We start from the raw sequence: 23900 nt of genomic DNA on the forward strand, positions 1-23900 counted from the left end.
GTCAGTTACCTTCCCTGATTTGCGAGATGCTGCCCATCGCGATGTTGCTGATCGTCTGGTTGTCGCTGGTCTTGATGGTGAGGCGGGCATCGCCATTGTCGAAGGCGATGCCGGTGACCTTGCCGGTCACCACGGCCGTCCCGGCCGGAATGTCGACGGTGCGGCCGAGCAGGCTGGTGGCCTGGAGCGCTCCCTGGGCGGAGACGAGCTGCGACAGGCGATCGTTCGTGCTCTGGCCCTGCTGGATCTGCGAGAACTGGCCGAGCTGCGAGACGAACTGGAAATTGTCCATCGGCTTCAGCGGGTCCTGGTAGGTCAGCTGGGTCAGGATGATCTTGAGCAACGCATCGAAGCTGAGCCCGAATGCGCTGCTGGCAGTGTCCTGGACGGTCGCCGTCGGCGCAGCCGCCGTCGACGATCCTCCGATCGGACTTGTCGGATCTATCTGCACCTTAGTCTGTCCCCTTGCCCGAGCCGGTCTCTGGACCAGGCTCTCCGTTCAGCCGAAATTCCGCGATATCGAGGCCATGCCGCGCGAGCAGGGCGGCGACCTCGCCGCGCAGCCTGGCGCGCGCGCTGCGCTCGAGATGGGCGGCGCGAAGGACCACCTCCACCCCGCTCTCGCCCGACCCCACCAGAAGCTGGAAGGGCAGGGCGCTTGTCTGTTCTGCCTCAGGTTCGGCCGGAGACTGGCTTGCCGCCTCGGCCTGCTCGACGTCGTCCTGCACGTCCGATGCCGGCGCTTCCGCCGGCGGTGCCGACGGATCGAACGCCGCCTCGAGCATCTTGCCGGACGAAACCGTGCCGCTGCCCGGGTCGGGCTCGGCCGGGTGCGACGGCACCGGCCGGGCCGATCGTGCGAAAGTCGGTTCGATTCCGGCGCCTGTCGGCGCAAGAGCATCAATCGCCCACTCACCGGCCCCGCCGCTCGCGGCAGGCGGCAGGGGAGGTGCGTGGTACGTTCCGTGCGTACTGGGCGGCCCGGCCGTCGCCGCAGGGGCCGTTTCCGCGGCTTCCGACGCGCCGCGAGCGTCGCGGGGAGGCGGGACTGGCGCGGCGGCGAAGAAGCCGTGGGCGTTGAAGACCTCGGCGAAATCCTGCTCCGAGCCTCCTGCCGGGCCAGCGGGATCCCGGTCGGGATCTCCCAGCGCCACGGATTGCTCCGGGATCGCCTGTGCCCGAGACCCGTCGCCTTGCCCGATCGGGTTCTGCCGGGAGCGGGAAAGCCGGTCATAAAGGGCCTGGAAGCGTTCCGCGCGGTCCTGCGGCGCGGCCTCGGGAGCGGGACGCGCCGGCGCCTGCCGATGATCTTGCGGGCGCGGCCCGATGAACGGTGACATCATGGCCGCATCGCCTCGAAGGTGGTTCGATCCTCGAGCGCCGAAAGCCGCATTTCCTCGGCACGCCGCGCCATCGATCTGTGGAGGTCCCTGAGGCTCGCACCGGTGCGGCGCGCCTGCGCGTCCAGCAGGCGCCAGGCACTCTCCCGCTCGTCGGTTTCGCTCGTGGCAGCAGCGGCCTCCGCCTCCGCGCCCTCGGCGCGGCCCTCGGCGTCGACGGCGCGTGCACCGAGCGCCATGCCGAGCTCGGGGGAGAAGGTCCTGCCGCTCACGTGGCGCAACCATTCGCGATGCTCCGACTCGGCGACGTCACGCGCCTGCGCCGCCATGTCGCGCGCAGCCTCTTCTGCATTGCGGGCGGCGCGGAGCGCGACCTCCGCGGACGTGCGCTGGACCTGCTCGACCGCGGCGATGCGGCGCAAGGCGGCGAGCTTGCTGCGGTCACGCATGGGCCGCTCCGCGGGTCGCGAGAGTCGAGAGGGCGCGCACCGTGTCGGCGAGCACGACCGCCTCGCTCGCGGACTGGCGCAGGAAAGCCTCGGCCTCGGGGCGCGCCGCAATGGCCCGGTCGAGCGGGACATTGGTGCCCGGCTTGTAGACGCCGCTGTCGATCATCACCCGGCTCTCCTCGTACAGCCCGAGCATCGCGCAGACCTGGCGCATTGCCTTCGCATGGGTGGGCGCGACCAGCCTCTCGGCACCGCGGCTGACGCTGCGGGGGACATCGATTGCCGGGAAATGGGCCTGTTCGGCGAGGGTCCGCGAGAGGATGACATGGCCGTCGAGGAGCGATTTCATGACTTCGACGATGGGATCGTCGACATCGTCCGTTTCGCTGAGCACGGTCATGATCGCGCTGATCGCTCCGCCCGAGGCGAGCGCTCCGCAGCGTTCCACGATCCGCGGCAGCGCCGCGAATACGTTCGGGGTGTAGGCGCGCAGGGTCGGCGGCGCGCCGGCGGCGAGCCCGATCTCGCGCAGGGCCATCGCCAGCCGGGTGACCGAATCGATCATCAGCAGGACATGCTCGCCCTTGGCGCGCCAATGCTCCGCCAGGCACAAGGCATAATTGACCGACCGTGCGCGCATTGCCGCGCTCTCATCGGACGTCGCCGCGACCACGGTGAACCGCGCTTTGTCGGCACGGGACTCGATCGATCGCCAGAAAGCCTCGACCTCCCGTCCACGTTCCCCGACCATGCAGACGATGCAGCGGTCGCACTCCACCTGGCGCGCGAGCTGTTCGGCAAGGCTGGTCTTTCCGACCCCGGCCGCGGCGAACAGGCCGATCCGCTGGCCCTCGCCGAGCGTCAGCAATCCGTCGATCGCACGAAGTCCGGTGTTGAGAATGCGGCTCGGGGCCGCCCGCTCGAGCGGCCGGGGCACGCGACCGCCGAGCGGCACCACCGCCTCGAACGCCACGGGAGCGCCGCCGTCGAGCGGACGGCCGAGCGCGTCGACCACGCGGCCGGAATAGGCGTCGCCGACGGGTGCGCCGTCACCCCCGCGGCGGGCGACGACCCGTGCGCCGAGCGCGACCGAGGCCTGACGGTCGAAGGGAACGAGCAGAATCCGGCTCTCGTCGACCGCGACCACTTCCGATGCGACCGCCCGGGCGCCGCCGTCGCATTCGATGTCGCAGAGCGATCCGAGCACCGCCGCCGGTCCGTTCGATTCGACGAGGCCTTCGCCGAGCCGCCGAACGCGTCCGTATGGAATCGCCGTCTCGGCGGACCGGAGGCGCGACAGGAAGGAGTGCACGCTCATGCTCCGGCCGTATCCCCGACCAGCGCGTCGAGCTCGGCGCGAAGCAGGGACCATTGGGTCCGGGGGCCGATATCGACATGCCCCAGCTTAAGGTCGATCCGGCATTCGCCCGCGGAAAGCGCGGAATCCCTGCGGATCGGCGCGTTCGCCCCCGCCTCTTCAAGCCTGCGGGCCTCGTCCTCGTCGAAGTCGTCCGCGCTCACATGAATTGCGAGCACGGCCTCTCGCCCGAGCATCGCCAGATGTCGTGTCAGCGCGCGCTGCACGAGCTCCGCCTCCATCGCCGCCGGACCAAGCAGCTTCTCGAGCGCCTCGCGCGCGAGCGCTGCCGCGAGCCCGTCCAGCTCTGCCAGCTTCTCGCGCCAGAGCTGCAAAGCCTTGTCGCCGGTAGCCCGGAGCGTTGCACTGCGCGCCTTGTCGTCCTTCTCGGCCGCACGCAGTCCCTCGATGCGCGCCTCTTCGCGTGCCTTGGCGACCGCCGATTGCTGGGCCTGGGCTGCGGCCTTGAGAGCCTCCTGGAGCGCTGCGACTTCCTTGCGCAGCGAAGCGAGCTCGTCGTCCCGAGGGTCGTGCCTGGGCGGCGGCGGCGCCGCCGCGAAGGGCTGGGCAGCCAGCATCGCCGCATCCGCCTTGATGACCGGGCGTGCGCTCATCGTCCGGACCGCGTGAACAGACGTGCGACAGAGTCGAAAAGCGTCGGCCGGTGCTGTTGCAGGCTTTCCGTCTGGCGTGGGGCAGGGTCGATGCCGAGGCCGTTGGCGACTTCCATCAAGGCGGTCCAGCTTGCGCTTGTCATCGTCCAGGACGCCTCACCCGCTTCCTCGCCGCTGCGGTAGCGAAGACGCTCGAGCAGCCATTCGGAGCAGGTCGCCTCGGCCTTCCGCGAAGTGGGGATTGCAGGGCCCGGCAGTGCTGCGGTGGCCTCGCGCAGCATGACCATCGCCTCGAATCGCTCGGAGGCGGGAAGGGCGGCAAGGATCGCCCTTTGCGTGCGCTCGGGCAGGGCGTTGAACTCGGCGCTGAGCGCTGCCAGGCCGTCGGGATCAGCCATCCGCGCGCTCCCGGCGGCTCAGTTGCAGCTGGATGCGCCGCGTCCATTCTTCCCGTTCAGCGGGCGTCAGAGCGGCCCGGCGCGTGCGCGCCAGCAGGAGAGCGAGCGCGCCAAGCGCAATCACCGCCACCGCCGCGATGAGCCAGGCATCGCTGTTCAGCCGCCGCGCGGTCCAGGCGGGTGCATCCGTCCCGTCGCTGCCTGGCAATCTTGCGGCCGGCGTCGGCGTGGCCGGAACCGCTGCGCCTTGCGACTCCACGGCAAACAGCAGATTGTCGCGCGCATCGAGCTTGAGCGCGTCCGTCACGGCATTGCCGGCAACGGTCTGATCTTCCGGGTTGAGCGCCGCCTGGGTCACCAGCTGAACCCGCAGGCGGAAGTTCCTCGTCTCGCCGGGCGCCGGCGCGACCATCGGGGACGCCGTCCCGCCGGCCGGGGGCGGAGCCGACGGCGCCGTCGGGTCGGGGCTCTGGCCCGGCTCGGGAAGGATCAGCACGCGGACGTTCACGTTCATTCCGGGCAGCACGCGGTCGACCGCGGCGCGTGCCCGCGCCGCATAATAATCGGCGACTGCGTTGCGCTCGGCGATTTCGGGCGCAAGCGCGACCTCCGGCAACGCCGCCTGGCTGACCACCCTGCCGAGCTCGTTGAGAACGACGACGTCGCCGATCGCGAGATCGGGGACTGTGGCAGCGACCAGCCGCTGGATACCGTAGACACGGCTCTCGTCGAGCAGCCGGCCCTGGACCGGGATCACCGTGACCGCCGCCTTGGGCATGCTTCGATTCCCGCGGAACAGCGACCGTTCCGGTATTGCCAGGTGAACGCGCGCGGTATCGATCCCGTCCATCATCGTAATGGTGCGGGACAGCTCACCCTGGAGCGCGCGCTGGTAGTTGATCTTCTGCGCGAACTCGGTGACGCCCATGTCCGACTTGTTGAACAGCTCGAAGCCGGTCTGTCCCTTGAGCGGCGCATCGGAGCCGGCCATCGCGAGACGGACGGAATCGGCCTGGCCGTCGGGCACCAGGATCGTGCCGCCCTGGTCCTGGAGCCGATAGGGGACGCTCTTCGCCTCGAGCTCCGCGACCACGGCGGAAGCCTCCGCCGCGCGCAGTCCGCTGAACGCGACGACATAATCGGTGCGGAGGAAGGCAAAATAGCCCACGCCCAGCAATGCGACGACGACCGCGAAGATGGTCGCGGCCAGCGCCAGCTGGCGGCCCTGCACCGGGCGACGCATCGGTTGCTCCATCATGGCAGGCTCAGAGCTGCATGTTCATGAAGTCGCGATAGCTCTCGAGCAGGCGCGCGCGGACCTGCATCGCGAGTTCCACCGACAGGCGCGCCTCCTCGAGCGCGTAGGTCACGCGATGGAGCGGCACGCTGTCGTCCAGCGCGAACTGGCGAACGAGCGCGTCGGCATTGTCGATCTTTGCTTCCATCGCGCGCAGCCCGTCGCCGAGAATGTTCTCGAAGCGCACGGGGGCGGCCGCCTGGTTCTGGATCGTGGGCAGCTGGATGCCGACCTGGGTCAACACCGGATCGGCAAGCGCAGGACCGATGCTCGCGAGCGCCTCGATCATGACTGCCGTCCAAGATCGAGGGCCCGCGAATACATCTGGTGGGCCATGTTCATCGCCGTCAGATTGGCCTCATAGGCGCGCGAGGTCTTGATAAGCAGGGTCATCTCCCCCGCATGATCGACCGCCGGATAGCTGACGAACCCATCGGGTGCCGCGTCGGGATGGCCGGGTTCGTAGACCCGCCGGATATTGCCCGCCGCCGGCTCGACGCCGACCACTCGAACGCCGCCGTCGCCCCGGGCCGCGGTCGTTCCGGACATCATCGCGGAGAAACCGCCTTGCGGACCGCTGAGGAGGCGCATCGGCCGATAGGCCTCGCCGGTTGCGGACCGGGTGGTGTTGATGTTGGCGAGGTTCTGCGCGATCACCTGCAGCCTCTGCCACTCGACGTCCAGGCCGGAGCGGCTGATTTCCATGGCGCGCATCACTGGCCTCCGCGGATGACGGTGCGGCTGATCTGCAGCTCTCGGCCCAGCAGGTCGACCAGCGCGGCGTAGCGCATTGCCGTTTCGGAAGCGGTCGCAAGCTCGAGATCGAGCCTCGGTTCCTCGCCCGCGCCGACGCTCTCCATCCGCGGGGTCATTGCGGCGATCGCTGCCGGTCCGCGCGACGCTGCCTCCTGCAGCACGGCCTCGAAGCTTACCCGCATCGGGCGGTAGCCGGGCGAGTTCGCATTGGCCACGTTCTGGGCCGTGGCGATGGCGCGCAGCGACAAGCCGTCGAGCGCCTTCCCGATCAGGACCTGGGTCACCGGGTTCACTTTGCTGCTCCTACTGAACGATGATGTCCGCGTGCAATGCGCCCGCGGCTTTGATGGCCTGGAGAATGCTGATCGTCCGGCGCGTCGTCACCCGTGCACGGGCAAGGCCTTCGACGAGGTCGGCAACTGCCGTATTGGGGAAGCGGATCACGGCCTCGCCCGCATCTTCGGAAACCTCGAGCTTGGTGTTGGTCACCACCAGGCTACGGACGTCGGAGGCGAAGCCGTCGATGAAGCTCGGCTGCGACGCCTGGCGCTCGCCGGTCACCGTGACCTTGATGTCGCCCTGCGAGATCGAGACGCTCGAGATCATCACGCCGCCGCCGGCGACGATCGTGCCGGTGCGCTCGTTGATCACCACGCGCGGCGCTGTCGCCGGCTCGACCGAGACATCCTCGAGCTGCGCCAGGAAGGCGGCCGTGGCGTCCGGCGCACCGCGGTAGCGTATCTTCACCTCGTCGGCATTCTTCACCCACGCGATGCCCGGCCCGAAACGGCCGTTGACCGCCTCGGCGATGCGCTGTGCGGTGGAGAATCCCGGATCGGAAAGCAGGAAGCCGATCTCTCCCTGAGGCTGCAGCACCTGCGAGTCGACCGGGACTTCGACCGTCGCACCGCCCTGCAAAAGGGCGGTCGTCGGATAGTTGCGCTGCTGCTGGTTGAGATCGCTCTCGAAATTGTGGCCGCCGGCGACGAGCGGTCCCTGCGCCAGCGCATAAGGCTTCTGGTCGGGCCCGAGAAGCGGCGTCATCAGCAGGGTTCCGCCGGCGAGGCTGCGGGCGTCGCCGACCGAGGAGATGACCGCATCCATCTTGTCGCCGACATTGGCCGACGGCTGTAGCCGGGCCGTGACGATGACCACCGCGACGTTGCGGCTGCTGATCTGGTCGTCGGTGACGGCGGTGCCGAGGCGGCTCAGCACGTTGCGCAACGCCTGCCGGGTCATCGCGCTGCGCCTCGTGTCTCCCGATCCCGCCAGGCCGGTGACCAGGCCGTAGCCGATCAAGGCATTGTCGCGCCAGCCGTCGAAGCGGCCGAGCGCCTTGAGCGGCACCTGCTGCGCGGCGGCGGGGGCGAGCGGCACGCTCAACGCCAGCAGCGCCGCCGCGGCGCTCCACATCGTCCGGGCTGCGATGCGCATCAGAGAAGCCCCAGGAAGTTGAACAGCCGGTTGATGATTCCGGGCCTTGCGCTGCGTGACACGAAGCCCTGCCCGTCATAGCGGATCTGGGCGTCGGCGATACGGCTCGACAGCACGCGGTTGTCGCTGGTGACGTCCTCCGGCCTGACACGGCCGCGCAGCGCGACATTGGTGGTCTCGCCGTTGATCTTCACCGACTGTTCGCCGCCGACCACCAGGTCGCCATTGGGCAGGATGTCGGTCACCCCGACCGTGATCTGCGCCACCAGTTTCTCCGTCCGCCGGACCTCGCCGCGGCCGCGATAGGATCCGCCGAATTCGAGGGAGCCTTCCTCCGACAGGGAGCCGCCGCGGATGCTCCCGCCCACCTGCGTATCCTTGCTCGAGCTGTTCTGAGCGGAATTGGCCGCCTCGACGCTCTGGTAGATGACCACCGTCAGCAGGTCGCCCCGCGCGGAGGCCTTGCGGTCCGCGCTCATCGCCGACCAGCTGGTGCCCTTGTAGAGGTCCTCGGCCTGCACTGCCGCCGCGGCCGTGCCGAGCAGGGTCGCGAGGCCGAGCATCCGGATGATCGAGGCCTTGCCCATCATTTCCTCTCCGTGTCCGGCGCTGGAATGTCGAAGATGCTGCCGTCATCGGCGCGCACGAACATCCGGCTCCCCGGCAATGCCGCCTGGATCGCGACCACGGCGCGCTGCACCTCGACCGGGCCGACCCGGGAGACGAGAAGGAGCTTGTCGCCGCTGTCCGCCGCAAGGCCATCGGAGAGCAGGATGGGGCCGAGAGCGGCTCCCGCCTCGAGCGGACCTGCCGCCCGAACCGCATGGGCGTGCCGGTCGTACCGAACTGCCGCCAGAGGCCGACCGGAGACACAGGCGGCCTCCTCGGTGTTGGCGGCGGTGATCACGCTTCCCTCCGCAAGCGGAGTGCGCACGATCCGGCAAAGGGGGGGCGCCGCGCGCGGGGGAGCGAAGGTGAACCGGATCGTTGCCCGGTCGGCATCCCGCTGCGGCGCCACCGCCAGGCCGGCGCGGCGGGCAAGGGCCTCGAGCGCCGCTGCGGACAGGGCGACACTGGTCCGTCCGGCGGGCAATGCGGCAATGACCCGGCCGGCGTGCCGTGCGCGCTGTTCCGTCCGCAGACCGCCGAGCTCGAAGGCGTCGGCCAGCCTGATCTCGCGGCTCGCAAGCGCGATTTCGCGGTCGGCCTTGACCGTCAGCGTCGTCGCCGCGGTCGCGACAATGAGAAGAGCGCCGGCAATCATGGGATCAGCGGCGCAGGCCGTTGGCAAGCGCCATCAGCTGGTCGGCCGCCTGGACGATTTGCGCGTTGGCGGCGAAAGCACGCTGGACGAGCAGGAGCTGCACCATCTCGGTGGAGAGTTCGACATTGGATTGCTCGCGCGCGCCCTGGACGAACGTGCCGACGCCGTCCTCGCCCGCCGCGGCGTCGGCGACCTTGACGCTCTCGCCGGCCGCATAGAGGCCGCCGTCGAGCCGCTCCAGCGCCGCCGCATCGTCGACCTTGACCAGGCTGATCTGGCCGAGCTCGATCGCACCGGTCTCCTGCCCTGAGACACCCTTTACGGTACCGTCCGAGGAGATCTCGATTGCCGTGACGTCCGCCGGAATGGTGATTCCCGCCTTGAGCGGCAGGCCCTGCTCGGTTGCGAGCAGCCCATCCTCGTTGACCTTGAGCGTGCCGCCCCGCCAGAGCAGGGTCTGACCCGCCGGGCCTGCCAACTCGATGAAGCCGCGGCCCTGGACCGCGACGTCGAACGGGTTGCCCGTCGATGCGATCTTGCCCTGCTGGTCGATCATGGCGATGGCGCTGGACGTAACCCCGGACGCCGACGACAGGCTCGCGCCAAGGTCGGGACGAACGACGTCGCCGTCGGGCACCAGCGCCATCATCTCCGAGAATCGTACCGTCGAGCGCTTGAACGCCGGCGTGTTCACGTTGGAAATGTTGTTGGCGATCGTGTCGAGCGCGCGCTGCTGTGCGTCGAGGCCGATGGCGCCGACGTAAAATGCTCCGTTCATCGTCCCGACCCTTGTCCGAATGTACTGATCGCGCGGCCAAGCAGGTCGTCATAGACCTGCACCAGCCTTGCTCCGCTTTCCGCCTGGCGGAGCGCCGCCATCATCGAGACCATCTCGTCGCCGAGGGTGACGTTGGAGGTTTCAAGCGCGCCCTGCCGGATCTGCGGCCGCGAAACCTCTCGTGGCCCCGCGAGCCCGAATGCGAACAGGGAGCCGCTTGCGGGCTGCAGCTGCGCCGCCTCGGCGGGCGCGTACAGTCCGATCCTGGCGGTCGGACGCCCGTCCTCGAGCAGCGTGCCGTCGCCGGTGATCTCGATGGCGCTGCCGCGAACGACGAGGTCGCCGCCGCCCGCCTGTTGCAGCCGGTGGCCGGCAGGCGTGATCAGGGTTCCGTCGTCGGCGACCCGGAACTGCCCCTGCCGCGTATAGCGAAGATCGCCTCCGGCCATGATCTGGAAGAAGCCCTCGCCGTCGATCGCCAGATCGAGCGGATTCGCACTCGGGCTGATCTTGCCCTGGCCGATGTCGGCTCGGGCGAGAACCTCCTGGACCTGATCGGCCGCGGAGGCTTGTTCCAGCGAGTGCGTGAAGCTCAGCTGACGCTTGTATCCAGGCGTCACCGCGTTCGCCACGTTGTTCGAGACCATTTCAAGTCGTCGCGTCGAGCTGCTCAGAATAGCGCTCGCGGCGTCGATGAGCCCCCCCATCTTCGTACCCCGGTTCAAATTTTGCCCGGCGCACCTATGGGCGCCCGACCATGGTTTTGACAAGCTTGGCCGAAACGGTGTGCCAATCGCTGATTATGCATGCTGCGCCGCAGAAAACGGCCATTTTCTAATGGTTATTGGTGCTTTTAGATCAAAGCGTTAACGCGCTTATCCACAGCTTTTTTGAAGCAGCGTGGAACGATATGCCGGTTTTCGCGTGCGCCGGGGGCTTCCGGGCTGTGAAATGTTGCGCTTGCAGCCTCTCCCGGATGCCGGATTTGGCGCTCCAGGGTTGTCGACGGTGAGGAAAAGGGCTGGCCTGATTCGCCGCACATGTCTGGGGAGGCCGGCTCTCAAGCCGCACCCGGATACTGTCGTGCGGTGCATTGCTTTCACCGGGCGAAGCCCTGCCTCGGAGCAGCGGCGGGGTAGGGGCAAGCTGTCGCCAGTGGTCCATGTGCCGGCGCAGCGGTGCCGGGAGAGCGATCGCAGTGCCCGGTGCGGCATGGCGGGGAATCGCGCACCCAGGGAAGGGCGGCCGCAGGCCGCGGGCCCGCAAGCGCTGAACTGGCGATTGCCTCGACAAACCGAGGACTTCTTCCGGTGCGAACGTCGAGAGGGTGGAAGGTGACCCGTGCGGGCTGCGCATCCCCTGGATGTCGGCGGAGTCCCGAAGCAACGTGAAAAAAAGTTCTAAACAATCGATCCGTCTTCCCGATCAACGGTCGATCTCGCGCAGGTCCCTGCTGCGCGGGTCGATATTGCGGGGGCGTCCATGGTTGCGATTTTCACTGGTATTGGGCCGGGCACGGAGCGTGGTTCGGGTTCGCTGCTCGGCAGGGCGGGGCTGCTCGGCTCCTCGTCGCTCGGCCGGAACGGCGAGCAGGTTCTGGTCAATGCCGCGACCGGCAACCTCGTCATCAGCCAGAGCGACGAGATCCTGATCGGGCGCGGACCCGATGCCGCGATAGCGCGCACCTATAACAGCATGACGGGCGTCGCCGACGACAACAATGACCGGTGGCGCCAGAGCACGGACCGGCGCGTGCTGGGGCTCACCGGAACCGTCAACACGAGCGGGAGCACCGTTCGGCGGATCTCGGCGGACGGATCGAATATCGCCTACACCTACAATGCCGACGGCGTGTACCGGACCCGCCAGGGTGCCGGGGCCTATGACACGCTCTCCTTCGCCAACGGTGTCTGGACGTGGACCGACGGTGCGACCCAGACGCGCGAGACCTACGCTGCCTATGGCGATTACTGGCAGATCAAGTCGGAAACCGACACCAGCGGCAACACGCTGACCTTCGACTATGATGGCGCGAACCTCACCCGCGTCACCACCGCGGACGGCGGCTATGTCGCTTATGCGTGGTCCGGCAATACCATCACCGGGATTGTGACTGGTTACACCGATCTTGCCGCCAATAGCGGCAAGACGCTGACCCGGACCCGCTACGCTTATGACGAACGGAACCGGCTGAAGACAGTAACGGTCGACCTCAGCCCCGAGGACAATGTTACAGGAGATGGACGCGTCTACGTCACCAGCTACGGCTATGACGGCGACAGCACACGTGTCAGCTCCATCGCGCAGTCCGATGGCTCGCTGCTCGTGATCGGCTATGATGCCGGCGGCCGGGTCGCCAGCCTCACCGAGACGGTGGCGGCCGGCGTGACCCGGGTCACGACCCTCACATATGACGCCAATTTCACCCTCGTCACGGATCCGCAAGGCCAGGTCACCCGGCTCGATTACTCCGCGGCCGGCGAGCGTTTTCTGGAGAAGGTCACCGCACCGGCGGCCGTTGCCGGCGCCGCACCGCAGGTGGTCGGATTCACCTACGATGCGGTCAGCGCGGATATCGCGTCCGTCACCGATGCCGCCGGCAACACCACCCGCTACACCTATGATCAGGCCGGCAATCTCCAGATGGAGATTGATCGGCTCGGGAACGTCATCCGGCGCACCTATGGCGCACGCAACGAGCTGCTGTCGGAAAGCCGGGGCAATGCTGTCGCCAATCCTGCGGTCACGGAAAGTTTCGAGAACGGTGTTGCAAGCGGGTGGACCGGGAGCAACGGTGCTCCGGTGTCGGGCCCGACAGCCGGTGCGTCCGGCAGCCTGAGCCGCTTCCTCGGTCGCTTCGGCACCACCTGGGGCGGCGAGGGCATCGCCAAGACCTTCGCATTGAGCGGCACCGGGCAAACGATCGTCGATTTCGATTTCCTCAAGATCGACAGCTGGGATGGCGAGAGCTTCACCATCTCCCTCGACGGAGCGGCGGCGATCTCGTTCGTGCCGGGCCAGAATGCGAGCGGCAGCTTCACCGCCGGCAGCCTGACCGGCACCTACACGATCACCTCGCCGGGACAGGATGCGGATCTCGGCTTCGGGCCGCAATTCCTCGATCGGGTCTATCATGTCCAGCTGCAGGTCGCCGGAACCGGCTCGTCGCTGCGGCTCGGCCTCGGATCGACGCTCGACCAGCTGGTGGATGACGAATCCTGGGGTGTCGACAACGTCGCTGTGCGCGAGGCGGTCGGGCAGCAGGCACGTTTCGTCTATGACGCCGCCAACCGGCTCCGCTTCAGCGTGAGTCCCGAAGGCAATGTCCAGCAATTCGTTTATGACGGCCAGGGCAGGCTGGAGTGGACGATCGATTATCCCGGCCACCTCTTTGGGGTCGCAGCGCTTCCGCAGGGCGCGGTGCTGACCGAGGTGCAATTGGTTGCCTGGCACAACGGTCTGGCAGACAAGAGCACACTCAAGCTCATCAAGAATGTCTACGATGCCCGCGGCAATCTGAGCCAGGTGCTTCGCTATGGGGCCGCGACCGCCGCCGGAGCGCCGGTGGAGAGCGGCGAGGTCGGCAAGACCAGCTATGTCTACGACCAGGCGGGCAACTTGCTGCTGACGCAGCAGGACGGCAGGGCAGCGGAGACTTTCGTATATGACGGACTTGGGCGCGTCGTCGCGTCGGTGGATGGAGCGGGCGCCAAGACGACCTTCATCTTCAACGATGCGGCGACCCAGACCACGGTCGTGTCGGCCAACGGCCTCGTCGAGATCTCCACCTACAACAAGGCCGGCGAGCGGATCTCGTTTCTCGAAACGACCGCATCCGGCGGCTCGAACATCCTTCCCAATGCGTCGCTTCTGAACGGCACGGAGGGATGGACCCTATCGAACGCGCAGCGCGTGCCGGGGTCCGCCGGCGGGCCGGCGTTCGTGTTCCGCAATATCGGGACGTCCTACGGAACCGCTTACTCCACGGGCGGCGCGGTACCCGCCGCGTCCAGCCTCAAGCTTTCCTACATGGTCAAGCCGGCAGCGCCGGATTCGCAATTCCAGACGGCGATCTTCTGGTACGACGCGCAGGGCAATTTCATCACCCAGAGCGTGTTCGACCGGTGGCCGGGAGACACCAGCAAGTTCACGGCCTACGAGCATGTCGTGGTGCCGCCCGCGGGCGCGGTCGGCTACTCGCTGAACGCCAACGGAACCGGAGAATGGGGCGGTCACAGCCTTTCGATCGATAATCATCTCGCCAACGGCTATCTGGTCAACGGCACCCAGGGCTGGGGGCGGCTCGACAATGTCCAGCGGGTGGCCGGCGGCGCCGGCGGGCCGTCCTTCGTCTTCAGGACAGGACCGGGTCGAGGGACAGCCGAGACGGTCGGGGCACCGGTGCCCGCTGGTGCCGGCCTTACCTTGTCCTATGTGGTGAAGCCGACGGCGCCCGACACCCAGTTCCAGACCGCCATCTACTGGTATGACGCCCAGGGCAATTTCATCACCCAGAGCATCTTCGACAGGTGGCCGGGCAACGTAAACGCCTACACCAGCTACGAGCACCAGATCATCCCGCCGGCGAACGCCGTCGCCTACACCCTCTACACGAACGGCAGCGGCGACTTCGGCGGGCACAGGCTGGCCGTGACCTCGTCGGCGACGGCGGCGGCGGCGAATGCCGAAATCTATACCTACGACAAAGCGGGGCGCCTGATCGCAGAGCGCAGCGCAGGAGCCTCGATCAGCTACCATGTCTATGACAAGGCCGGGCGGCTGGTTGGCGACGTCAGCCACCTCGGAGAGCTGGTCGAATATCGATACGACGCCAATAACCGTCTCGTCGCCACGATCGCCTACGGCACGCCGGTCGACGCGGCGAAGCTGCCCGGGCTCGCCAATTCCGATGCTCCGGCGGACCTTGCTTCGATCCGCCCGCCGGCCGATGCGGCGCGCGATATCTGGACCTGGCGGATCTACGACAAGGAGGGGCGCCTGGTCGAAGCGATCGCGGGCGACGGCAGCGTCTCGATCCAGGACTATGACTTTGCAGGACGGCTCATCAGGACGACGTCCTACGAGAATCGCTTGTCGGCTGCGCAGCTCACGAGCCTGCGGGGGGCGCTCCCGACCTCGGTGATCGCGCCGACTGCGAGCGGGAAGGACGCGGTCGGGCGGAGCTTCTACGACAAGGATGGCAATCTCGTCGCTATCCTCAACGGCGAGGGGCAACTCACCCGGATCGTGCACGACGGCTCCGGCCAGAAGATTGCCGAAACAACCTTCTTCAACGCGGTCGCGGGAGAGCTTCGTTCCGGCGCCGCATTGGAAGTGCTTCTCGCAAATGTGCAGCCGCACGCGAGCGATCGCCGTTTCAACTTTGTCTATGACGGGCAGGGCCTGCTGCGCTTTGCAATCGACGCGGTCGGCCACGTCACGGAGTATCGCTACGGCGCAGGAGGCGCCGACGAAGCTCGCCGGCCGGTCGAGACCATCGAGCATGCCAAGGCCTTGCCGTCTCTTTCAGCTTACAGCTTTGCGGCGGTCAGCAACAGCTTCTATCCGGCAAACATCCTTCCCAACGCGTCGCTTCTGAACGGCACGGAGGGATGGACTCTCACGAACGCGCAGCGCGTGCCGGGGTCTGCCGGCGGGCCGGCGTTCGTGTTCCGCAATATCGGGACGTCCTACGGAACCGCTTACTCCACGGGCGGCGCGGTACCGGCCGCGTCCAGCCTCAAGCTTTCCTACATGGTGAAGCCGGCAGCGCCGGATTCGCAATTCCAGACGGCGATCTTCTGGTACGACGCGCAAGGCAATTTCATCACCCAGAGCGTGTTCGACCGGTGGCCGGGAGACACCAGCAAGTTCACGGCCTACGAGCATGTCGTGGTGCCGCCCGCGGGCGCGGTCGGCTACTCGCTGAACGCCAACGGAACCGGAGAATGGGGCGGTCACAGCCTTTCGATCGATAATCATCTCGCCAACGGCTATCTGGTCAACGGCACCCAGGGCTGGGGGCGGCTCGACAATGTTCAGCGGGTGGCCGGCGGCGCCGGCGGGCCGTCCTTCGTCTTCAGGACAGGACCGGGTCGAGGGACAGCCGAGACGGTCGGGGCACCGGTGCCCGCTGGTGCCAGCCTTACCTTGTCCTATGTGGTGAAGCCGACGGCGCCCGACACCCAGTTCCAGACCGCCATCTACTGGTATGACGCCCAGGGCAATTTCATCACCCAGAGCATCTTCGACAGGTGGCCGGGCAACGTAAACGCCTACACCAGCTACGAGCACCAGATCATCCCGCCGGCGAACGCCGTCGCCTACACCCTCTACACGAACGGCAGCGGCGACTTCGGCGGATACGCGCTGAGGGTCGACGCGCTGTCGACCCCGGCCGACCGCAAGAGCTACTCGGTCTACGACAGCGCCGGCCGGCTCGCTTATGCAATCGACGCTGCAGGCGCCGTCACCGGCTACCGCTACGATGCGGTCGGGCATGTGACCGGGGTCGTGCAATATGCCTCGAACACGGCGTTCATGGCTTCGCCGAGCAAGGCGCAGATGGATGCGTGGGCTCAGGCGCAGCCGTCCGCTGCCACCCGCGTCACCCGCAATTTCTACGCCGAGAATGGCGATCTGCGGTTCACGATCGATGCCGAGGGATATGTCACCGGGCACGAATATGATGCAGACGGCCATGTCATCCGCACGAGGCGCTACAGCGCCGTCGCGACGGTGGCTGACACGCTTCTGAGCGTCAGCAACTGGGCCGCAAGCGCCGCCTATGTCGAGACCAGCTTCCGCTACGATCCCACGGGACGCCTGGTCCGTTCGACCGGCGCCGAGGGCGGCTACACCGACTACAGCTATAATGCGAACGGGACCCTGCTTGCCGAGACCGCCATGACCGGCACGGCGAACGAGGTGTCGACCCGCTACGAATATGACGGCGCAGGGCGGATCACGGCCGAGCACCGCGCCCACGGCATCGTGAACCCCGACAATGTGCTCATCCAGCAGACGACCCGTTATGCTTATGACGGCCACGGCAATGTGGTCGAGGTCACCGATCCGCGGTTGAACAAGACGTTGCGCAGCTTCGACCGTGCCGGGCGGCTGCTGAGCGAGACGGATGCCGAGAACGGCATCGTCCGGTACGAATATGACGCGTTCGGCAACGCGGTGAAGGTTACCGACAAGCGCGGTTTTACGACGTACAATTATTACGACAATGCCGGCCGGCTGATCGCCTCGCGCGATCCCGAAAACTATCTCACCGAGACGAGCTACACCGCGTTCGGCGAGGTGGCGTCGGTGACCCGGCGCTTCAACGTCGTCGCCGGCGCGGCTGCTGTCGGAACGGTGCCGAGCGCGGCGGCACACGACAAGGACGCGACGACGCACTTCGAATATGACCGGCTCGGCCGGGTGGTGAAGACGATCGACGCTGAAGGTTCTTTCGAGACTTACAAGCTGGACGCATTCGGGCAGCGTATCGAGGTTCGAAACAAGCTTGGCGGGGTCACCCTGAACAGCTTCGATCGCCGCGGCCTGCTCGTCGCCGAAACTCTGCCGATGAGCTCCGTCAAGCCCGATGGGACGATTCAGGCGACGACCGTCACCAATCGCTTCGTCTATGATGCGCGCGGCAATCGTACCGAGATGGTCGAGGCGAGTGGCCTCGCCGAGGCGCGCACGACCCTCTATTTCTACGACGGCGCGAACCGGCTGACCGAAAGCCGGCTCATCCTCAAGGAAGCCGATCGCACCACGCCCGGCGCTGATACGCCGCGCGAGCGCTACAAATATGACCAACTCGGCCGACTGGTCGAAACGATCAACGCGCTCGGCGGGCGGACCTTCTCTTATTATGACAAGCTCGGTCGGCTCGTCGAGCAGATCGACCCGGCCGGCGCGATGATCTCCTGGCGCTACGATGCCGCGAGCAACGTCATTCATGAGCGCCGCTGGGCGCAAAAGCCGACGTCGGCCGAGGTGGGCACGCATGGCTGGCCCACCGTCACCGCCGACGACCGGGTGACGAACTATACGTACGACAAGCTCAATCGCGTCCAGAAGACCGACAGGATCAATCCGCAGGTCAACGCCGGCCCGGCCAAGGTCGTGACCGGAGCATGGAACGGCAGTGCTTACGTCACTGCCGGGTCCGACCTGGTGGTTTCGTACGAATATGATGCCCACGGCAATGTCACCAGGCAGACCGATGCCAGCGGCAATTCGGTCTATTCCTATTATGATAAGGCCGGACGCCGGGTCGAGCAGGTCGACCAGGAAGGCTACATGACCTCCTGGCGCTACGACTCCGAGGGCAACGTCATCCACGAGCGTCGATGGGCCCAGCGCGTGCCGTCCGCGACCGTGGCGGACCACGGCTGGCCGGTCGTGACCGCGGACGATCGCTGCACCGAATTCACGTACGACCGAAATGGTCGACGGCTGACCGAAAGCCGCTGGGTGGACGGAGCCAATTACGGTGCCGGGCAGCGCACGATCACTTACACCTATAACGGTCTTGACCAAGTCACCTCCAAGCAGGAAGCGACCGGGGACACCACCACTTACATCTATGACCTGGCTGGGCGTTTAGAGACCGAGAAGCGCCAGGGTTTCGTCGATCATAGCGGTGCCGCGGTGTCGCCGACGACGAACTATCGTTATGACGGGCTCAACAATCTCGTGCGAACCGCCGAAGGCATGGCGGGCGAGCGTGTCACGCGCTACGTCTATGGCGCCGGCGGCCGGTTGGCGTCGATGACGAATGCCGCAGGCGGCGAGTTCTCATATGTCTACGACGCAGCGGGCAACAAGATCCGCGAATCCTATGTCCGTCGCCAGGTACAGAGCGTCAACGCGCAGGGTGTGGTCACCTACAGGGACCTGACCGAGGCGGTGATCGAGACTCGCGACGTGCTCGGCCGCGTCACCGGCCAGGCGCTCGCCAGCTGGAACGGCAGCGCGTGGGTCAATGGCGATCGCCAGGACACGGCCTACAACTCGTTCGGCGAGGTCTCGGCGCGCGGCACGAACGGACTGTGGCAGGAGCAGTTCGCTTACAATGCAGCCGGCCAGCTGACCGCGACCAACTCCGGTGGCGGCGTCTGGCGCTATTTCGTCTACGACAATGCCGGCAACCAGACGCTTGCGGTCGAGAGCGAGGGGACGGATCTCGCGGGCAAGACGCTGGACCAGGTGCTTGCTCTTGCCAGAGGCAACGGCGCCTGGGCCGGTGCCACCTATGTCGACGGCATCAACACGACGATCACGATCGTCGACAAGCGCGGCCAGGCGACCACCACGGCGGCGATGAAGCGGCAGCTGAGCGCCACCGTAAGCGCCGTCGATATCGCGACGACGAAGGGCTACAATGCCTTCGGCGAGGTCGCCTGGGAGAAGAATGCCGAAGGGGCACAGACCAGCTACGTCTACAACACGATGGGCCGCGTTCGCTCCATCGTCCGGCCGACGGTGTCGGTCACGTCCGAGAACGGCACCAGGCAGCAGGTCGCTCCGACCGAATATTTCTCCTACGATCTTTCTGGGCGCCTGACCGGCACCACCGATGCCAATGGCAACGTGACGACGCGGCAGCTTCTCGCCGGCACCGGCTATGGCGGCAGCGAGGCGCTGGTCACCGTCGAGACCCATGCCGACGGCGGTGTTTCCCGGATCATCTACGATCAGTTCGGGGACGCGCGGGTTATCCGCAACGAGCTCGAGACCTCGGCCAGCCACACGTTGCGCTCGGTTCATGACGAGACCCGCAATTACGACAATCTGGGTCGGCTGGTCCTGCAGACGGAGCGTGGCGGGCTCACCCACGCTTACACGTATGATCTGCTCGGCCGTCGCATCCTGCACACCAACACGGTCCTGGGTGCGGCCAATGCCGAAATCACCGACTATGATCTGCAGGGCAGGGTGACGCGGCAGGTGGCGTTCGGCGGCGACACGACGACGACCAGCTATGCCTGGGACGCGACGCTGCAGACCGCGGGCGTGACCGTGGGCGGCTGGGCGACCACCACCACCCTCGCCAACACTCTTACCTCCGTCGAGAAGGAGGACGTTTTCGGCCACGCCCTCTACAAGAAGGATCTTGGCGGGCGCATCTCGGAGATGACCTACGACAAGGCCGGGCGCCTGACCGCGCGTACCGGCGCCGGGGCGATGACCTGGACATGGCTGAACTCGGGGCTGGTCGATACGATCACGGCAACGAGCGGCGCGTCGAACACGCAGAACTGGAGCAGCAAGACCACCAGCCACGGTTATGACGTGCTCGGCAATCTCGTAGCCCAGTACACCGTCGATACGGTGGAAGAATATTACCAATATTCGTGGGAAGACGGCGGGTCGGCTTATTATTACGACACCGAGCGGGTCTCCCGGGTTGTGCAGAATGCGACGGCGGATTATGACACTCTAGGCCGCCTCGTCTGGTGGAGCGAGGCCGGCACGGGAACCGCGCCGGCGGCCCGCACCGACTATGAATATGATGCCAACGGCAACATCCGCCGGACGCTGGCGAGCTATCGCGCTCTTGACACGAACGGCACCGCCTCGACCAGCGCGTCGACGCAGGACCTCTGGTACCGCTACGACAAGATGAACCGGGTGACGACCGCCAAGGGGTCGCTCCAGAACGGGCAGATCGTCGGCGGCGAGATCAACACCTACAATGTGGCGGGGCAGCGCAAGACGACGACGAAAACGGTCGCGGCCAGCGCCTCGATCCCGAACCCCTATGATTATGACGGCACTCAACCTTATATCGAGCAGGGCTATGAGGGGCAGCGGCTCGAGACCTATGTCTACGACGCCGCCGGCAATCTCGACTTCGTCTATGGCATCGATGGCGGCTGGGAGCAGAGGCCGGACGGCACCATCGTCGGCCTGCCGCCGTCGGGCACCGGATCCCGGATCGCGGATTATGATTATGACGGCCTCGGCCGGGTTACCCGGCAGCTCGACTATGACGCGAGCGGCACGGTGGTCCAGTATCAGCGTGACGTCACTTACAACGCCAAGAGCCAGATTACCGGCGAGACCACCAACACCCGGCGCGGCGCTGACATCTTCCGCAGCATCGTCGTCAACAATTACGGTACCGGCACTGCCTATGCGCTCGGTGCGGTGGTCTGGTCGACGTCGCAGAACGACAAGTTCGTCAAGGGCACCACGTTGGCGACGGGCAGCGCGAACCCGCTCGACACGCGCACCGACAACACGATCGGGTGGTACGACGGGGCCGTCACCACGCAGGTCCGCTTCGACGAGAATACCGGCAGCACGTCCAACACGATCTTCAGGACGACCTACAATTACAACGATGCCGGGCAGTTGCAGTCCGCGCAGGTGAATGACGGCCGCCCGAGGACGGTAACCTACACCAACGACATGACCGGGCAGGTGATCCGGCGTGATGAGGCGGACAACAAAATACCGACCCAGTCCCAGCCCTACCTGAACGGCGATCCGCATGAAGTGTGGTACCGTTTCGGCGGCAAGCAGATGGGCTATGTCGGCAACAACGGCACGCTCGACACCGATTACCAGAGCTCGGTTTCGAACCGCACGGCCACGGCCGGCACCGGCGCGTTCCGCAACGGCGGCGCCTATGGCGGGGCGCATGCCGACTTCGACCTGAGCACGAGCGCGCTGACCAGCTACAGCCAGGGCGGCTCGGGCGGGAGCTATACCGTGCAGGGCGGCGAGACGCTGACCTCGATCGCGGCACAGCTCTGGGGCGATGCCTCGCTCTGGTACAAGCTTGCCGAGGCGAACGGCCTGTCGGCGTCGAACGCGCTGATGGAAGGGCAGCGGCTCACCATCCCGGCCGGGGTGATGAAGAACACGCACAATGCGTCGACGTTCAAGCCCTATGATCCTGCCGAGGCGATGGGCGAGACCAGCCCGACCACGCCCAAGCCGCAGACGCAGAAGAGCAACAAGTGCGGCGTGTTCGGGCAGATCCTTCTGATCGCGGTGGCCGTCGCAGTATCTGTCTACACCGGCGGCGCGCTTGCCGGCACATTGGGCAACGCATTGGGCTCGACGTTCCTTGGCGGCGTTGCCGCTGGTGCGGTCGGCGGTGCTGTGGGCAGCATCGCGAGTCAGGGCTTGGGCGTTGCCACGGGGATCCAGCAAGGCTTTAGCTGGAAGGGCGTCGCGCTGGCAGCGATCGGCGGTGCTGTCGGTGGTGCGATGAAGGGTGTCGATGTGTTCGGCAAAGCCGATGTCGGCCTGGTGAAGCTTGGCAATGATGTCGCCAGAGGCGCGATATCGAATGTTGCGAGCCAAGGAATCGGGATTGCGACTACCCTTCAGAGCAAGTTCGACTGGACCGGCGTGGCAATCGGGGGAGTTGTCGCGGGCGCCGTGGGCTTGGCCAACCGGACCGTGGCCGGGCTCGGGGTTGGAGCACTTGCGGGGTCGGAACAGGCATCGCGGCCTAGCTTTGGAAACATGGCCAATCAGGCCATTTCAGGAGCTGCCGGCGCCTTGGCGGGAGGCGCGGCGAGGAGTCTTGCAACGGGCACGAGCTTTGGTGACAATGTTCTTGCAGCGCTGCCCGACGTGATCGGGAGCACGATAGGCAACGCCCTTGCCGGCGCCGTCCAACGTCAACCGTCCGCGATGGGCGGCCCGCTCGATCCCGGGGAAGTCGCTCCAGCGGCCGAGACGATCGACAGCGGCAGCGCACTCGGCCCTGACGGCGAGATCGTCGTTACAGGCTATCGCTCATGGCTGGAGCGTCTAGGCGCAAATCTGACCAGGGGTGCCTCGGAACTTTGGCACTCATGGGGTTTCGACGACCTTTCCAACAGGATAACGAACTCGATTACGGGTTTCGGATCAGCGCTTTCGTCCAAGGCCACTGACGCCAATCTGGGCCGCACGGTTCTTGTCGGTATTACCTCGAGTATCGCCGGACAAAGCTTTGGAAGGCTGGTGAATGGTTCGTTGACTGACAGAAACGCCGCTGCCTATTGGGGTGGGATGCGCGATCATGCCGGCGGCTTGTTCCGGTCGGCAGCGTCGCTTGCCCAGATTGCGCACGATCTCAGTCCGCAAGGCGTCGCGAACTCGCTCGCAGAAGCGGCGGGCGTTCGAACGTTCGGCCCGAACGCTGCGCGATCCGCATTGCCGATCGCACAGGCAGCCGTCGCTGGAAGCGAATATGTATCCTCCCGCGTCAGCAACCGCTCTCTGATCGTCAGCGACGCTCAGCGGCTCTACGGTTCGGCGAAGAGCGAAATCCAAGCTTTTCAGAGGTTGGACTCGGCTGGCAAGCAGGAGGTAATCCTCAGGCTGGCAGGAGCCGGAACCGTGGAGGCAGTGGCTGCCGTCCTCACGGCGGGAGCCTCAAGGGCTGCCAGCGTCGGCCGGATCACGTCTGCCGCAGAGAACATAGCTCCGCGTACAATTGCTGAGTTTGGCGCATGTTTTGTCGCTGGCACTCAGGTGCACACCCCTGAAGGGTTAGCGGCGATTGAAAAGCTTCGCCCAGGAGATTTGGTGCTGGCCCAACCGGAGTTGGGTGGCGAGCGATCGGCACGTCGGATCGTACGAGTCGTATCGTTCGAGGACAAATCGATCTGGACGGTGAGTTATCGCGATGACACTGGAAGGACCGAGACGCTGCGCGCAACTCCCAATCACCCCTTCTGGGTTGAGGGCCTTGGGTGGACGGCCGCCGAACTGCTTCAGGCAGGCCAGCGACTGCAACTGGCGGATGGAACTGGAGCGACTGTTGTCGCTATCGCAGAGACCGGTACGCGACAGTCCGTCTTCAATTTCGAGGTTGAAGGCTTTCATACCTACTACGTTGGCGAACTCGGTGTTTGGGTTCACAACACCAACTGCGCAATGATTGCACCTGGTTCCTTGCCAGCTATCGAGGAGAATGCGGTTGTTACTACGCTTCAACACATTGATGCCGGAACGATGCCTGCTGGAAGCCTAGCGAAAAAATGGGGGACGCAGTTCAAAAATTGGGCAGGAGATCTGCCCGGCAATCAAGGGCCTACGTCCCCTTACGCTGAGTACCGAGTTGCACCTTCTCCCGGCACGAGTGGGGCTGGAACCAACCGCGTTGTGGTAAATAGCCAGACCGGAGAAGCATATTACACATGGACGCACTATGGTGACACGGGTAACCCTCCATTTGTACAGATAAGGTAGTTGTG

16 protein-coding genes are annotated in these 23900 nt (G+C 66.1%); 1 reads left to right on the top strand and 15 read right to left on the bottom strand.

What is annotated here, in order from left to right:
* Position 1: 1 nt before the first annotated feature.
* The 15 genes from C7I55_RS08205 to C7I55_RS08275 are packed head-to-tail and all read right to left on the bottom strand — an operon-like array spanning position 2 to position 10394.
* Entirely contained in the window at positions 2-451 is a 450-nt protein-coding gene (locus C7I55_RS08205; protein WP_233222105.1) for a flagellar hook assembly protein FlgD, read from the bottom strand.
* Between the two features lies 1 nt (position 452).
* Positions 453-1343 (bottom strand): hypothetical protein, encoded by an 891-nt coding sequence (locus C7I55_RS08210; protein ID WP_106512371.1) that lies wholly within the window; start codon positions 1341-1343, stop codon positions 453-455.
* The gene (locus tag C7I55_RS08215) at positions 1340-1789 is read right to left on the bottom strand and encodes a hypothetical protein (protein ID WP_106512372.1); all 450 of its coding nucleotides are present in this window, start codon (positions 1787-1789) and stop codon (positions 1340-1342) included. The genes C7I55_RS08210 and C7I55_RS08215 overlap by 4 nt, the downstream gene beginning before the upstream one ends.
* Positions 1782-3107 carry a FliI/YscN family ATPase gene (locus C7I55_RS08220; RefSeq protein ID WP_106512373.1) on the bottom strand — a complete coding sequence of 442 codons (1326 nt, stop codon included), beginning with the start codon at positions 3105-3107 and terminating at the stop codon, positions 1782-1784. The genes C7I55_RS08215 and C7I55_RS08220 overlap by 8 nt, the downstream gene beginning before the upstream one ends.
* The gene (locus tag C7I55_RS08225) at positions 3104-3760 is read right to left on the bottom strand and encodes a FliH/SctL family protein (protein WP_106512374.1); all 657 of its coding nucleotides are present in this window, start codon (positions 3758-3760) and stop codon (positions 3104-3106) included. The genes C7I55_RS08220 and C7I55_RS08225 overlap by 4 nt, the downstream gene beginning before the upstream one ends.
* Entirely contained in the window at positions 3757-4158 is a 402-nt protein-coding gene (locus C7I55_RS08230; RefSeq protein WP_106512375.1) for a hypothetical protein, read from the bottom strand. The genes C7I55_RS08225 and C7I55_RS08230 overlap by 4 nt, the downstream gene beginning before the upstream one ends.
* Positions 4151-5401, bottom strand: a complete 1251-nt coding sequence (fliF, locus tag C7I55_RS08235; RefSeq protein ID WP_158266340.1) for a flagellar basal-body MS-ring/collar protein FliF — start codon at positions 5399-5401, stop codon at positions 4151-4153. The genes C7I55_RS08230 and fliF overlap by 8 nt, the downstream gene beginning before the upstream one ends.
* A 22-nt stretch (positions 5402-5423) precedes the next feature.
* The gene (locus C7I55_RS08240) at positions 5424-5744 is read right to left on the bottom strand and encodes a flagellar hook-basal body complex protein FliE (RefSeq protein WP_106512377.1); all 321 of its coding nucleotides are present in this window, start codon (positions 5742-5744) and stop codon (positions 5424-5426) included.
* Complete coding sequence (flgC, locus tag C7I55_RS08245; RefSeq protein WP_106512378.1) at positions 5741-6169, bottom strand: flagellar basal body rod protein FlgC; 429 nt, start codon at positions 6167-6169, stop codon at positions 5741-5743. The genes C7I55_RS08240 and flgC overlap by 4 nt, the downstream gene beginning before the upstream one ends.
* The gene (locus C7I55_RS08250) at positions 6169-6504 is read right to left on the bottom strand and encodes a flagellar basal body rod protein FlgB (RefSeq protein ID WP_106512379.1); all 336 of its coding nucleotides are present in this window, start codon (positions 6502-6504) and stop codon (positions 6169-6171) included. Before C7I55_RS08250 ends, flgC begins: the two co-directional genes overlap by 1 nt.
* 10 nt (positions 6505-6514) lie before the next feature.
* Positions 6515-7645: a flagellar basal body P-ring protein FlgI gene (gene flgI, locus C7I55_RS08255; RefSeq protein ID WP_106512380.1), complete on the bottom strand. Its 1131-nt coding sequence runs from the start codon at positions 7643-7645 to the stop codon at positions 6515-6517.
* Positions 7645-8235, bottom strand: a complete 591-nt coding sequence (locus tag C7I55_RS08260; RefSeq protein WP_106512381.1) for a flagellar basal body L-ring protein FlgH — start codon at positions 8233-8235, stop codon at positions 7645-7647. The genes flgI and C7I55_RS08260 overlap by 1 nt, the downstream gene beginning before the upstream one ends.
* Positions 8232-8909 (bottom strand): hypothetical protein, encoded by a 678-nt coding sequence (locus C7I55_RS08265; protein WP_106512382.1) that lies wholly within the window; start codon positions 8907-8909, stop codon positions 8232-8234. The genes C7I55_RS08260 and C7I55_RS08265 overlap by 4 nt, the downstream gene beginning before the upstream one ends.
* Before the next feature lie 4 nt (positions 8910-8913).
* Positions 8914-9687: a flagellar hook-basal body protein gene (locus tag C7I55_RS08270; RefSeq protein ID WP_106512383.1), complete on the bottom strand. Its 774-nt coding sequence runs from the start codon at positions 9685-9687 to the stop codon at positions 8914-8916.
* Entirely contained in the window at positions 9684-10394 is a 711-nt protein-coding gene (locus tag C7I55_RS08275) for a flagellar hook-basal body protein (RefSeq protein ID WP_106512384.1), read from the bottom strand. Before C7I55_RS08275 ends, C7I55_RS08270 begins: the two co-directional genes overlap by 4 nt.
* 775 nt (positions 10395-11169) lie before the next feature.
* Here C7I55_RS08275 and C7I55_RS08280 point away from each other — a divergent pair.
* Positions 11170-23895 (top strand): polymorphic toxin-type HINT domain-containing protein, encoded by a 12726-nt coding sequence (locus C7I55_RS08280; protein ID WP_106512385.1) that lies wholly within the window; start codon positions 11170-11172, stop codon positions 23893-23895.
* The last annotated feature ends 5 nt before the right edge of the window (positions 23896-23900 follow it).

The sequence above is a fragment of the Allosphingosinicella deserti genome (assembly GCF_003012735.1).
GTDB classification, from domain to species: Bacteria; Pseudomonadota; Alphaproteobacteria; order Sphingomonadales; family Sphingomonadaceae; genus Allosphingosinicella; species Allosphingosinicella deserti.

What these genes read in the sequence shown, in the direction of transcription:
- C7I55_RS08210 (WP_106512371.1), bottom strand. Translation starts at nt 1,343, where the DNA reads ATGATGTCACCGTTCATCGGGCCGCGCCCGCAAGATCATCGGCAGGCG.
- C7I55_RS08215 (WP_106512372.1), bottom strand. Translation starts at nt 1,789, where the DNA reads ATGCGTGACCGCAGCAAGCTCGCCGCCTTGCGCCGCATCGCCGCGGTC.
- C7I55_RS08220 (WP_106512373.1), bottom strand. Translation starts at nt 3,107, where the DNA reads ATGAGCGTGCACTCCTTCCTGTCGCGCCTCCGGTCCGCCGAGACGGCG.
- C7I55_RS08225 (WP_106512374.1), bottom strand. Translation starts at nt 3,760, where the DNA reads ATGAGCGCACGCCCGGTCATCAAGGCGGATGCGGCGATGCTGGCTGCC.
- C7I55_RS08230 (WP_106512375.1), bottom strand. Translation starts at nt 4,158, where the DNA reads ATGGCTGATCCCGACGGCCTGGCAGCGCTCAGCGCCGAGTTCAACGCC.
- fliF (WP_158266340.1), bottom strand. Translation starts at nt 5,401, where the DNA reads ATGCGTCGCCCGGTGCAGGGCCGCCAGCTGGCGCTGGCCGCGACCATC.
- C7I55_RS08240 (WP_106512377.1), bottom strand. Translation starts at nt 5,744, where the DNA reads ATGATCGAGGCGCTCGCGAGCATCGGTCCTGCGCTTGCCGATCCGGTG.
- flgC (WP_106512378.1), bottom strand. Translation starts at nt 6,169, where the DNA reads ATGCGCGCCATGGAAATCAGCCGCTCCGGCCTGGACGTCGAGTGGCAG.
- flgI (WP_106512380.1), bottom strand. Translation starts at nt 7,645, where the DNA reads ATGCGCATCGCAGCCCGGACGATGTGGAGCGCCGCGGCGGCGCTGCTG.
- C7I55_RS08260 (WP_106512381.1), bottom strand. Translation starts at nt 8,235, where the DNA reads ATGATGGGCAAGGCCTCGATCATCCGGATGCTCGGCCTCGCGACCCTG.
- C7I55_RS08265 (WP_106512382.1), bottom strand. Translation starts at nt 8,909, where the DNA reads ATGATTGCCGGCGCTCTTCTCATTGTCGCGACCGCGGCGACGACGCTG.
- C7I55_RS08270 (WP_106512383.1), bottom strand. Translation starts at nt 9,687, where the DNA reads ATGAACGGAGCATTTTACGTCGGCGCCATCGGCCTCGACGCACAGCAG.
- C7I55_RS08275 (WP_106512384.1), bottom strand. Translation starts at nt 10,394, where the DNA reads ATGGGGGGGCTCATCGACGCCGCGAGCGCTATTCTGAGCAGCTCGACG.
- C7I55_RS08280 (WP_106512385.1), top strand. Translation starts at nt 11,170, where the DNA reads ATGGTTGCGATTTTCACTGGTATTGGGCCGGGCACGGAGCGTGGTTCG.